Origin of the sequence: Defluviimonas sp. SAOS-178_SWC (assembly GCF_039830135.1) — a bacterium.
Classification (GTDB): Bacteria; Pseudomonadota; Alphaproteobacteria; order Rhodobacterales; family Rhodobacteraceae; genus Albidovulum.
On record NZ_CP156081.1, the window covers coordinates 3,599,544 to 3,612,341 of the forward strand.

Annotated in this window: 10 protein-coding genes; 5 read left to right on the forward strand and 5 right to left on the reverse strand. The window is 66.7% G+C overall.

The genetic code is table 11. The features are described from left to right. Positions 1-89 precede the first annotated feature (89 nt). From V5734_RS18575 to V5734_RS18595, 5 genes are all read left to right on the forward strand, one after another. Positions 90-1,400, forward strand: a complete 1,311-nt coding sequence (locus V5734_RS18575) for an ATPase (RefSeq protein WP_347311092.1) — start codon at positions 90-92, stop codon at positions 1,398-1,400. After that, positions 1,400-2,191: an NAD(P)-binding domain-containing protein gene (locus V5734_RS18580; protein ID WP_347311093.1), complete on the forward strand. Its 792-nt coding sequence runs from the start codon at positions 1,400-1,402 to the stop codon at positions 2,189-2,191. Before V5734_RS18575 ends, V5734_RS18580 begins: the two co-directional genes overlap by 1 nt. 120 nt (positions 2,192-2,311) lie before the next feature. Next, positions 2,312-4,714, forward strand: a complete 2,403-nt coding sequence (locus V5734_RS18585) for a ligase-associated DNA damage response DEXH box helicase (RefSeq protein WP_347311094.1) — start codon at positions 2,312-2,314, stop codon at positions 4,712-4,714. Between the two features lie 122 nt (positions 4,715-4,836). After that, the gene (gene pdeM / locus V5734_RS18590) at positions 4,837-5,499 is read left to right on the forward strand and encodes a ligase-associated DNA damage response endonuclease PdeM (protein WP_347311095.1); all 663 of its coding nucleotides are present in this window, start codon (positions 4,837-4,839) and stop codon (positions 5,497-5,499) included. Further along, positions 5,496-5,930 carry a PaaI family thioesterase gene (locus V5734_RS18595; protein WP_347311096.1) on the forward strand — a complete coding sequence of 145 codons (435 nt, stop codon included), beginning with the start codon at positions 5,496-5,498 and terminating at the stop codon, positions 5,928-5,930. The genes pdeM and V5734_RS18595 overlap by 4 nt, the downstream gene beginning before the upstream one ends. 2 nt (positions 5,931-5,932) lie before the next feature. Here V5734_RS18595 and folD read toward each other — a convergent pair whose 3' ends face one another. The 5 genes from folD to ftsH all read right to left on the reverse strand — a co-directional run bounded on the left by folD (position 5,933) and on the right by ftsH (position 12,793). Beyond that, a complete protein-coding gene (gene folD / locus V5734_RS18600) occupies positions 5,933-6,823 on the reverse strand; it encodes a bifunctional methylenetetrahydrofolate dehydrogenase/methenyltetrahydrofolate cyclohydrolase FolD (RefSeq protein WP_347311097.1) in 891 nt (296 codons plus the stop codon). 10 nt (positions 6,824-6,833) lie between these two features. Then, positions 6,834-7,724, reverse strand: coding sequence for a bifunctional 5,10-methylenetetrahydrofolate dehydrogenase/5,10-methenyltetrahydrofolate cyclohydrolase (locus tag V5734_RS18605; protein WP_347311098.1), 891 nt, complete (start codon positions 7,722-7,724; stop codon positions 6,834-6,836). Between the two features lie 149 nt (positions 7,725-7,873). Further along, entirely contained in the window at positions 7,874-9,550 is a 1,677-nt protein-coding gene (locus V5734_RS18610) for a formate--tetrahydrofolate ligase (RefSeq protein ID WP_347311099.1), read from the reverse strand. Between the two features lie 501 nt (positions 9,551-10,051). Then, positions 10,052-10,831 carry a methyltransferase domain-containing protein gene (locus tag V5734_RS18615; RefSeq protein ID WP_347311100.1) on the reverse strand — a complete coding sequence of 260 codons (780 nt, stop codon included), beginning with the start codon at positions 10,829-10,831 and terminating at the stop codon, positions 10,052-10,054. A gap of 30 nt (positions 10,832-10,861) precedes the next feature. After that, on the reverse strand, positions 10,862-12,793 hold the full coding sequence (gene ftsH / locus V5734_RS18620; protein ID WP_347311101.1) for an ATP-dependent zinc metalloprotease FtsH: 1,932 nt from the start codon (positions 12,791-12,793) through the stop codon (positions 10,862-10,864). Positions 12,794-12,798 lie beyond the last annotated feature (5 nt).

Below are 12,798 nucleotides of genomic sequence, written 5' to 3' on the forward strand. Positions count from 1 at the left end.
TGCCGCTGTGAATCCCATGTCGGGTGGACGGGGCCGGAATGTGCCTTGCCCTGCCACGCCCGACATCCGCCGAAGAAGGTTTGACCCCGATGAACATGCAGGTGACCAACGTTATCGCGCCAACGCCGCCCCGCTCGATGACCGATACCGGCCTTTCGATCGTGATGATGCGCGATATCCTCCTCAAGACGATGTTCCGGATGAACCTCGAAACCGTCTCGGAGATTTCCCGGATCATCGCGTTGCCGATTCCGACGACGCAGGAGCTCATCGACCTCGCGCGGAGCCAGAAGCTCCTCGAGGCGACGGGCACGCTCCACGCCAACTCGGGCGGCGAAATGGGGTATCAGCTTGCCGATGCCGGCAAGGCGCGGGCGCTCGATGCGCTCAGCCAGTCCGAGTATTACGGCGCGATGCCGGTGCCGCTCGACGTCTACCGCGAGCAGGTCAAGAAGCAGTCGATCCGCAACGTCGCGCTGACCCGTCAGCAACTGACCGGCGCGATGGGCCACCTGATCCTGCCGGACGAACTTCTCGACCATCTCGGGCCCGCCGTCGGCGCGGGGCGCTCGATCCTCATGTACGGACCGCCGGGCAACGGCAAATCCTCGATCTCGAACGGGATCCGCGACGCGCTCGGCGACAAGATCTACATCCCGCGCGCCATCGAATATGCCGGTCAGGTCATCACCGTCTACGACCCGATCGTCCATTCGGCCGCCGAAGCCTCGGTCGACGACCCGAATGCGCTGCGCCGGTCCTCGAACCGCTTCGACAACCGCTATGTGCTTTGCGAGCGGCCGACGGTGATCACCGGCGGTGAACTGTCGCTCGACATGCTCGACCTCACCTACAACCCGACGGCGCGGACCTATACCGCCTCGCTCCAGCTCAAGGCCACCGGCGGCGTCTTCATCATCGACGACCTTGGCCGCCAAGCCGAGCCGCCGCAGAAGATCGTCAACCGCTGGATCGTTCCGCTCGAGGAAAACAAGGACATCCTCGCGCTCCAGTCGGGCGAGAAGTTCGAGGTGCCCTTCGACACGCTGGTGATCTTCTCCACCAACTTCCACCCGAACGAGATCTTCGACAAGGCGGCGCTTCGCCGGATCTTTTTCAAGATCAAGATCGACGGGCCGAACCAGGAAATGTTCCTGAAGATCTTCGCGATGGTGGCGAAGAAGAAGAAGATGCCGCTGAACGAAAAGGCGCTCCTGCACCTCCTGAAGGTCAAGTATCCGACGATCAGCAACGTCTATGCGAACTACCAGCCGGTGTTCCTGATCGACCAGATGATCGCGATCTGCAACTTCGAGGGTATCCCCTACCAGATGACGCCGGAGTTGATCGACCGGGCCTGGGCCAACATGTTCGTCCGCGACGAAAAGATCGTGCATTGATGCGCGGGCTTGGGATTGCCGGTTCCGGAAGGGCGGCGCGCCCCTTCCTCTCGCGGCTTCAGGCTGCCGGTATCGGCGCGGCCAGCTTCGCTGTCCCGGGCTCCGGGGCCGGGCCGCTCGACCGGGACGGTTTCGCGCGCGGGCTGACGACGCTGATCCTCGTGCCCGCGGACATCGCCGAGGCAGAGGCGCTCTTGTTCGAAGCGCAGGGCTTCGCCAAGCGCGTTCCCTCGCTCAAGACCGTCGTGATCGCCGCGACGCTTTCCCCCCGCTATGTGCGGGCGCTCAGGGGACGCATCGCCGCAAGCATCGCGCTGGTCGACGCGCCCTATTCCGGCACGATGCGCGCGGCGGAAGAGGGGCGGCTGTCGTTCTTCCTCGGCGGCGGCAAGGACGAGATCGCCAGCCTCGCCCCGATATTCGGCCAGCTCGGCCACAAGGCGGCCCGCATGGGCGGTTTCGGGACAGCGATGGCGGCTAAGGTGATGAACGACTTCCTCGCCGCCTCCACGACCGCGATGACACGGATCGCGCTTGACTGGGCCGAGGCCCAAGGGATCGAGGATGCGCAGCTTCTCGACATGACCGAGTGCCTCTTCTCGGGCCGAGCCCTGCCGGGCTGTGACATGGTTGACTACGGCGCCGGCTGTCTTGCCTCCGACGATTGCATTGCGACGCTGGTGAAAGAGGTCGAGTCCGCCCTCGACACGGCGCTTGCCGGCGCGCACCTGACGCCGCCCCGTGCGCTCGACGACGTTTTCCGCAGCATGAAGGCCCGGCCCCTGCACTGACCTGCCTGCGGAGAGCACCGCGCCAACCGCCCGTCTCATTCGGGAAGTCGATCCCGGCGGCTTCCCGGAACACGGCGATTTCTGAGGCATGACGGGCGCAATCCGCATAGAGTGCCGGCCATGCGTGCCCTCCCCGCCCCGTTTTCAGACTGGTTCTCTGCCCGTGGCTGGTCCATCCATCCGCATCAGCAGACGCTGCTCGACCGGGCGGCGGATCCCGCACTCCTCCTTATCGCGCCGACCGGCGGCGGTAAGACGCTGGCGGGGTTCCTGTCCTCTCTGGTCGAGCTTGCGGACGGGGCGCACAAGGGCCTTCACACGCTCTACATATCCCCCCTCAAGGCGCTCGCGGCCGATATCCGGCGCAACCTGACGGCGCCCGTCACCGAAATGAAGCTGCCGATCCGGATCGAGGACCGGACCGGCGATACCTCCTACACCAAACGCCGCCGCCAGCGCGCCGACCCGCCGCATATCCTTCTGACGACGCCTGAAAGCCTCGCCCTGCTTCTCAGCTACGAGGACGCACCGCGCATCTTCGCAGGCCTCAGCCGCGTGATCGTGGACGAGGTCCACGCGCTTGCCGAGTCGAAGCGCGGCGACCAGTTGATGCTCGGCCTCGCGCGGCTCGACCGCCTCGCTCCGGGTCTGCGCCGCGTGGGACTGTCCGCGACCGTCGAGGATCCCGGTGCAATCGCCCGCTTCCTCGCCCGCCACCCGGACCGGTGCGAGATCGTTCATGCCGATCCTGGCCCCGACCCTGAGATCGCCATGCTGGAAACGGAAACGCCGCCACCCTGGGCCGGCGGCGGCGGGCGCTACGCGATACCCGAAGTCCTGGCCGAGATCCGACGCCACAAGATCACCCTGATCTTCCACAACACCCGCGCGCAGGCGGAACTTTTTTTCCGCGACCTCTGGCTCGCGAACGACGAGGGCCTGCCGATCGCCATCCACCACGGCTCGCTCGCCCGCGAGGCCCGTGAAAGGGTGGAAGCGGCGATGGTCGCCGGAGAGCTGCGCGCCGTCGTCTGCACCGGCTCACTCGATCTCGGGATCGACTGGGGCGACGTCGACCTTGTGATCCAGGTCGGCGCGCCGAAGAACGTCAAGCGGCTGGTGCAGCGGATCGGCCGGGCGAACCACCGCTACAACGCCCCGTCGAAGGCGCTTTTGGTGCCGGCGAACCGCTGGGAGGTGGTTGAATGCCAGGCCGCGCTTGACGCGGTGAAGGATCACGACCTCGACGGCGATCCGCGCGGGCCGGGGCCGCGCGACGTCCTGTGCCAGCACATCCTTATCGCCGCGTGCTCCGGCCCCGTCTCCGCCGACGAGATGTACCGCGAAGTGAGAAGCGCCGGCCCCTATGCGGACCTGTCGCGCTCCGACTTCGATGCGTGCCTCGATTTTTGCGCGACCGGGGGCTACGCGCTCAAGGCCTACGACCGCTGGCAGCGGCTGATGCTCAGGAACGGCCGCTGGACCCTTCGTGACCCCCGCGCGGCGCGCGACATCCGCATGAACATCGGCACGATCACCGATGCCGAGATGGTCAAGGTCCGCTGGCAGAACCGCATGGGCGGCGCCCCCCTCGGCGAGGTCGAGGAAAGCTTCGCCTCGACGCTCACGCCCGGCGAAACCTTCCTGATCGGCGGTCAGGTCGTGCGCTTCATCGGCTTGCGCGAACTCGCCCTTGAAGTCGCCCCCGCACCGGGTCGCGAACCGAAGATCGCGGTCTATTCGGGCACCAAGTTTTCCACCTCGACCCAGCTTTCGGAGCGTATCTTCAGGATGCTTCAGGCGCAAAGCTGGCCGAACCTTCCCGCCGCCACCGCCGAGTGGCTGAGCCTTCAGCGCGAGGTGTCGCGCCTGCCTGCGCGCGACCGGCTTCTGGTCGAAAGCTTTCCGGCCGAAGGGCGGGCGCATCTTTGCGTCTACGGCTTCATGGGCCGCGCCGCGCAGCAGACGCTCGGTCTCCTCCTCACCCACCGGATGGAGGAGCTTGGCCTCAACCCCCTGGGCTTCGTCTCGACCGACTACGCGACGCTGATCTGGGGGCTCGACCCGGTCACCGATGCCGCAGCCCTTCTCGACCGCGAGGGCTTGCGCACCGGGCTCGGCACCTGGCTGGCCGGCAATGCGGTGATGAAACGCACCTTCCGCAATGTCGCCCTCGTCGCGGGACTGATCGCCCGCAACCTGCCGGGCGCGCGGAAATCGGGCCGGCAGGCGACATTCTCGTCGGACATCCTGTATGACACGTTGCGGCGCTACGATCCTGACCACCTCCTGATGCAGGTCACGCGGGAAGAGGCGATGCGCGGGCTGGTGAATTTCGGGCGGATCGAGGCGATGCTCGACAGGGTGGGGGGCCGGATCGACCACCTCACCCTGCCCCGCGTCACGCCCCTGGCCGCGCCGCTCTTCCTCGAACACGGGCGGGTGCCGGTGGACGGCGCGGCGCGCGAGCGGCTTCTGGCCGAGACGGCGGAGCGGCTGATGGCCGAGGCGGGGCTCGGCTGAGGGTGCGGATGAGGGGCGCTGCCCCTCTGCGGGCCGTGCGGCCCGCATTCACCCCGGGGTATTTGCCGAACAGAAGAAGACCGGGCGTTGCGTTTTTCACCGGCAAGGGGCAGGAACAAGCCATGAACAGCTATGCCTTTTCCTTCGCCGGCGCCACACTTTCGGCCCTGCCATCCGGCGCGCTACACTGGCCGGCGGAAGCCTGCCTTGTCGTCTCGGATCTGCATCTCGGCCGGTCGGAGCGTTATGCGCGGCGCGCGGGGGCGCTTCTGCCGCCCTACGAGGTCGCCGACACGCTCGCCCGGCTCGACGCGGATATCGCGGCCACGAACCCACGTCTGGTGATCTGCCTTGGCGACTCGTTCGACGATCTCCAGGCCTCAGAGTTGGCGGAGGACGAAGCGCTCTGGCTTGCCCGCCTGATGGCCGGCCGACGCTGGGTCTGGGTCGAGGGCAATCACGATCCGGGGCCCGTCGGCCTTGGCGGCGAGCATCGCGCGGAGCTCGGGCATGGTCCGCTTTGGTTCCGCCATATCGCGGTCCCGGGGGGGCGCGCCGAGGTCTCGGGCCATTACCACCCGAAACTTCGGCTTGCGGGCCAGTCCCGACGCTGCTTTCTTGTCGGTGGCGAACGAGTGATCCTGCCGGCCTACGGCACCTATACCGGCGGTCTCGGCGCGACGGATCCGGCCCTCTGCGACCTGATGGGGTCGGGCACGGTGGCCGTTCTGACCGGAAAAGTGGCCCGCCCGGTGCCCGTGCCGGCGAAAGGGAGATGGGGATGAACAGTCAGGTTGACACCGCCCTTGCCGAGAAACTGCGCGCGAGTTTCGCCCGCCAGAGCCTGATGACGACCTTCGCCGCCGAACTGACGGCGATCCGGCCCGGCGAATGCGAGATCACGGCGCCGATCCTGGCGTTGGCCCGCCAGCAGCACGACGTCGGCCATGCCGGCCTGACCTTTGCCCTCGGTGACACGGCCGCCGGCTACGCAGCTCTGTCCCTCATGCCCGAGGATGCCGAAGTGATGACCGCCGAGATGAAGATCAACCTCATGGCGCCGGCAAGAGGCGACCGGCTGATCGCGACCGGCCGCGTCGTCAGGGCGGGACGCAGGCTCACCATCGTCACGGCCGAGGTCGAGGCCGAATCCGGCGGGCAGCGCAAGCTGGTCGCGCTTCTGCAGGGCACGATGGTGCCCGTCGCCCCGGCCTGAGATCAGGCAGTGAGGCCTTCTGGTTCGTTGATTCCGTTTACGCGGCATGCGGCGGTGAGGGTGTTTGCGAGGAGGCAGGCGATGGTCATGGGGCCGACGCCTCCGGGGACGGGGGTGATGGCGCCGGCGACCTTGGCGCAGCTCTCGAAGTCGGCATCGCCGACGAGCTTCGTCTTGCCGTCCCGCTCGATGCGGTTGATGCCGACATCGATCACGGTGGCGCCTGGCTTGACCCAGTCGCCCTTGATCATCTCGGGCCGGCCGACGGCGGCGACGAGGATGTCGGCGCGGCGGCAGACCACGCCGAGGTCCTTCGTGCGGCTGTGCGCGATCGTCACCGTGCAGCTGTCGCCGAGAAGAAGCTGCGCCATCGGCTTGCCGACGATGTTCGAGCGGCCGACCACGACCGCGTCCATCCCGGCGAGCGACCCGTGGTGGTCGCGCAGCATCATCAGACAGCCCAAGGGCGTGCAGGGCACCATCGACTTCTGCCCGGTGCCAAGAAGCCCGACATTCGAGATGTGGAACCCGTCGACATCCTTCGCCGGGTCGATCGTGTTGATCACGAGGTCGGAGTTCAGGTGCTTCGGCAAGGGCAGCTGCACCAGGATCCCGTGCACCGCCGGATCGGCGTTCAGCCGTGCGATCAGCGCCAGGAGATCGGCCTCCGAGGTCTCCGCCGGCAGCTTGTGCTCGTAGGAGTTCATCCCCGCCTCGACCGTCGACTTGCCCTTCGAGCGGACATAGACCTCGCTCGCCGGATCCTCGCCGACCAGAACCACCGCGAGGCCCGGCGTGATCCCGTTCTCTTCCTTCAGCCGCGCGACATGGGCCGCGACCTCGCCCCGCACCCTGGCCGCAAAGGCCTTGCCGTCGATGATCTTCGCACTCATTCCGATCTCCTCAATTCGCAATCGCATAGGCATCGCGGTACTGCGCCTTCTGCAGCCGCGTCGCAAGAACCGCATTCTTCATCAGCATCGCCACCGTGACCGGCCCGACGCCGCCCGGAACCGGCGTGATCCAGCCCGCCACCTCGGCGCAGCTGCCGTAATCGGCGTCACCCACCGTGCGCGGCCCCTCCGGCGTCTCGATCCGGTTGATGCCGATATCGATCAGCGCCGCGCCCGGTTGCAGCATCGCGCCGGTGACAAGGCCGGGCTTGCCCACCGCGACGAAGACCGCATCGGCCCGGCGCGAATGCACCGCCACCTGCCGCGTCATGTGATGGCAGACCGTCACCGTCGCGCCCAGCCCCATCATCAGGAAGGCGATCGGCTTGCCGACGATCTCGGAATGGCCGATCACCGTCACGTCGAGCCCCTCGATCTTCAGGGGGAGGGTCTTCAGGATCTCCACCGCCGCCACCGCCGTGCAAGGGCCGAGCGCCAGGTCGTTGTAGACGATATTGCCGATCGAGGCCGGGTGCATGCCCTCGACATCCTTCAGGGGATGGATGGCGCGCTGCAGCTCCTTCACTGGGATATGCGCCGGCAGCGGACGCTGGATGATGATGCCGTTCACGCGCGGATCGGCGTTCAGCCCGTGCAGGACCCCGGTCAGCTGCTCAAGCGAGATGTCGGGCGGATAGGTCCGCGCCTCGAAGGCCACACCGGCACCGTCGGCCTGCTTCTGCTGGTTGCGGACGTAAAGCTCCGCCGCCGCGACATCCCCGACCGAGATCGAGACGAGCCGCGGCGCCCAGCCCTCGCCCGAAAGGTGCGCCGCCTCCGCCGCGACCTCGGCCAGCATGCGCCGCGCAATCGCCCTGCCGTCGATGATCGTCGCACTCATCCGCCGCCGGTTCCCTTGTCCGCCAGGCCCGACGCGCATCCGCCCCGGCCCTGCCTGCCTCTTCGTTGCCCGAATTCCCCGCGGTGGGGGGAGGGGCGTCCATCGGCCCGCCGATGGGCGGCGGGGGGCGAAGCCCCCCTGCCTTTGCCTTAGAACAGGCCCTCGACATGGCCCGCGTCGTTCAGCCGGATCACCTCCGCCGACGGCACCTTGGGCAGGCCCGGCATGGTCATGATCTCGCCGCAGATCACCACGATGAACCCCGCCCCGGCGCTGAGCCGCACCTCGCGCACCGGCACCGAATGACCCGTCGGCGCGCCCCGCACGTTCGGATCGGTGGTGAAGCTGTACTGGGTCTTGGCCATGCAGACCGGCAGATGGCCGTAGCCCGCCGCCTCCCAGGCCTTCAGCTGCTCGCGCACCGACTTGTCGGCGATCACCTCGTCGGCGTGGTAGATCCGCTTCGCGATGGTCTCGATCTTCTGGAAGAGCGGCATCTCGTCGGGATAGAGCGGCGCGAAGTTCGCCGAACCGCCCTCCGCCATCTCCACAACCTTCCGCGCGAGATCCTCGATCCCGGCCGACCCGTTCGCCCAGTGCTTGCACAGGATCGCCTCGGCGCCCTGCTCGGCGACATAGGCCTTCACCGCCGCGATCTCGGCATCGGTGTCGCTGTAGAAGTGGTTGATCGCCACCACCACCGGCACCCCGAACGACTTCACGTTGGCGATGTGGCGGCCGAGGTTCGGGCAGCCCTTCTGCACCGCCGCCACGTTCTCCGCCCCGAGATCGGCCTTCGCCACCCCGCCGTTCATCTTCATCGCCCGCACCGTCGCCACGATCACCGCCGCCGCCGGCTTCAGACCCGCCTTGCGGCACTTGATGTCGAAGAATTTCTCCGCCCCGAGATCGGCCCCGAAGCCGGCCTCGGTCACCACATACTCACCCAGCTTCAGCGCCGTCTTCGTCGCGATCACCGAGTTGCAGCCATGCGCGATATTGGCGAAGGGGCCGCCATGCACGAAGGCCGGGTTGTTCTCCAGCGTCTGCACCAGGTTCGGCTGCATCGCGTCCTTCAGAAGCACCGTCATCGCCCCGTCGGCCTTGATGTCGCGGGCGTAGACCGGCGTCTTGTCGCGGGTATAGGCCACCACGATGTCGCCGAGCCGCTTCTGCAGATCCTCAAGATCCTTCGACAGGCACAGGATCGCCATCACCTCGGAGGCCACCGTGATGTCGAACCCGGTCTGGCGCGGGAAGCCGTTCGACACGCCGCCAAGGCTCACCACGATGTCCCGAAGCGCCCGGTCGTTCATGTCCATCACCCGCCGCCAGCTCACCCGCCGCGCGTCGATCTGGAGCGCGTTGCCCCAGTAGATGTGGTTGTCGATCATCGCGGAAAGCAGGTTGTGCGCGCTCGTGATCGCGTGGAAGTCGCCGGTGAAGTGAAGGTTCATCTCCTCCATCGGCACCACCTGCGCGTAGCCGCCCCCGGCCGCCCCGCCCTTCATCCCGAAGTTCGGCCCCAGCGACGCCTCGCGGATGCAGATCACCGCCTTCTTGCCGATCCGGTTCAACCCGTCGCCAAGACCCACCGTCGTCGTCGTCTTGCCCTCGCCCGCAGGCGTCGGGTTGATCGCCGTCACCAGAACCAGCTTGCCGTCCTTCCGACCCTCCAGAGACCGGATGAACGCCTGGCTCACCTTCGCCTTGTCATGACCGTAGGGCAGAAGATGCTCCGAAGGAATCCCGAGCTTGTCCCCGATCTCCATGATCGGACGCTTCCGCGCTTCCCGCGCAATCTCAATATCCGTCTTGAACGCCATAGCCTTCCGTCTCCCTTTGGGCTTCCTGCCGGTTGCCTTCAGCACCGGCTATAGCTGTCCCATCCCGAGGCGTGAGGATGGATTACGACATTTTCGCGGGCGGAATCGCCAGAAGAGGTTTCGTATCGGAACGCCCCGTCTGCGATAAGCGCGGGAACCGAAGTTCGAAACGTGCGTTGACCATGCGGACCACACGGGAAGGGCTGACACCATGCGCACGACCACGCTCATCGTGAATTCGGGCTTCGCCCTCGGCCTGACGCTTGCTTCGTTGCTTTTCCTTGTGGTCTGATCGGTCAGGCGGGACGCGCGCGAGGCGGGCTGGTGCGGGATGTGCAGCCGGCGCCGGTCTCCGATCCGCAAGATACCCACGACGAACCCCGTAACCGGAAACGAGACGAAACCTGCATCGCAGTCAGCCACGCGGCCGGGCCGGGTGAGCTTTGCATGACGCTTATTCGGCACGGGCGCGGGCAGGGACTTTCCGCTGCTGATGCGGGGTCAAAGCGTGAGGGTGAAGAAGAGCCGGCGGAAGGGGAAGAGGACCGACCCGTCCGGCTCGATCGGATAGGCGGCCGCCAGCGCAGCCTCATAGCGCGCAAGGAATTCAGCGATTTCCGCCTGCGACATCAGGTCGAGATAGGGCCGCATCGCCGTCGATTCGGTGAACCGCCGGACCGGATGGCCGTCCGCGACCGGCTCCACCCGCTGGACGTAGTCGGTCTCCCACACATTGACCCGGCCGAGACCCGAGAGCATCCGGTGATACTCCACCGGCGGCGAGACCGGCGCCCTCCAGGCCGCAAGATCGAAGCGATCGGGAAACATCTCGGCCGCGAAATCGCGTAGGAACCGATGCGACGGCGCGCCGTACTGGCGTGGCATCTGCACCGCGAGCGTACCGCCCGGGGCCAGTTGCGCGGCGAGGTTCGGCATCAGCGCGGCGTGATCGGAAAGCCAGTGCAGCGCGGCGTTGGAAAAGACCAGGGCCACCGGCGCTTCGGCGCGCCACGCAGCCGCGTCGCCTTCGATCAGTTGATGATAGGCCCCGCCCTTCCGCGCCGACGCGAGCATGGCGGGCGATGCATCGAGGCCGATGATCCGTCGCCCGGCGTAACGCGCCGCCAGCGCCGGCCCGGCCGCCCCGTTGCCGCAGCCCAGATCGACGATGTCGCCCTTGGGCAACTCGCCGACCTGAGCCAGAAGGTCGAGCGCCGGCCGCAAACGGAGGCCGCCGAAGCGCGCGTAGCTTTCCGGGTTCCAATCGCTCCGACCAGACATACGAATCCTTTCGCCCGCCCCGGGCGGGACTCAGGCCGAGGGCTCGGGCTCCATCCCGCCGCCTTTCGGCGCCTTCGGCTTCTTGGTCTTCGGGATCGCGGTCAGCGACGGCGCCGCGGGGCCCTTGTCGGACCCGTCATCGCTGTCGTCGCCGCTCTTCGGCGCCTCACCGCGAATGACGCGCATCATGTCCTCGCCGGTCAGCGTCTCGTATTCCAGAAGGCCCTGGGCGAGGTTTTCCATCTCCTGCCAATTGTCCTTCAGAATGGTCTTGGCCCGCTCATAGGCCTCGTCCACGAGCCGGCGAACCTCCTGGTCGATGATCTCGCGGCTCTCTTCCGAGGCGTTGAAATGCGACTGGTTGCCAAGGAAGCTTTCCTGGGTCGAGGTGTAATTGATGTTGCCGAGTTTGTCGGACATGCCCCACTGGCTGACCATCGCGGTGGCGAGGTTGGTGACGTGCTGGATGTCCGAATAGGCGCCGTTGGTCACGTTCTGGGGGCCGAAGACCAGTTCTTCCGCCGCCTTGCCGCCCATGACCGACGCCAGACGCGACAGGGCCGCCTCGCGCGTCATCGAAAGCTTGTCGCGTTCCGGAAGGTAGAAGGTGACGCCAAGCGCCCGGCCGCGCGGGATGATCGTGACCTTGTGGACCGGATCGTGCTGCGGAACGTGGATACCGACGATGGCATGGCCGGCCTCGTGATAGGCGGTCAGTTTCTTTTCGTCCTCGGTCATGACCATCGACCGGCGCTCCGGCCCCATCATGACCTTGTCCTTGGCCTTCTCGAAATCATCGAGCGAGACGAAGCGACGCCCGATCCGGGCGGCAAGAAGCGCAGCCTCGTTCACGAGGTTGGCAAGGTCTGCCCCCGAGAAACCGGGTGTGCCGCGCGCAATAATGCGCAGGTCGACATCGGGGCCGAGCGGGACCTTGCGGGCATGGACGCCGAGGATCTTCTCTCGCCCCTTGATGTCGGGATTCGGCACCTGCACCTGGCGGTCGAAGCGGCCGGGACGCAGCAGCGCGGGGTCGAGCACGTCGGGCCGGTTCGTGGCCGCGACGATGATGATGCCCTCGTTGGCCTCGAACCCGTCCATCTCGACCAGAAGCTGGTTCAGCGTCTGCTCGCGTTCGTCGTTGCCGCCGCCGTAGCCGACACCACGGCTCCGGCCAACGGCGTCGATTTCGTCGATGAAGACGATGCAGGGGGCGTTCTTCTTGGCCTGTTCGAACATGTCGCGGACGCGCGACGCGCCGACGCCCACGAACATCTCGACGAAGTCGGAGCCCGAAATGGTGAAGAAGGGGACGCCCGCCTCGCCCGCGATGGCGCGGGCCAGAAGCGTCTTGCCGGTGCCCGGAGGGCCGACCAACAGCGCGCCTTTCGGGATCTTGCCGCCGAGGCGCGAGAATTTCTGCGGGTTGCGCAGGAACTCGACGATCTCTTCCAGTTCTTCCTTTGCCTCGTCGATGCCGGCCACGTCGTCAAAGGTCACCCGGCCATGCTTTTCGGTCAGAAGCTTGGCGCGCGACTTGCCAAAGCCCATCGCGCCGCCGCGTCCGCCGCCCTGCATCCGGTTCATGAAGAAGATCCAGATGCCGATCAGGACGAGGAACGGCAGCCACAGCGACAGGACCGAGAAGAAGCCCGATTGCTGCTGACGCTCGGCCTTGACGGAGATGTTCTTGCCGATCAGCGTCTCGACAAGCTTGTCGTTCATCTGCTCGCTCTGCGGCTGGATCGTCACGTAGGTCTGCCCGTCCTTGGTCTGGACCTGCACCTGTTCGCCGTCGATCACGACCGCGCTCACCTCGCCCTTGTCGACCTTCTGGATGAAGTCGGAATAGGCCAGGGTCCGGGAATTCATCGTCGTCTGACCGTTCCCGAAAAGGTTGAACAGCGCCAGGATCAACAGGAACAGCACGACCCAGAAGGCGATGTTTCTCGCGTTACCCAAGGGAT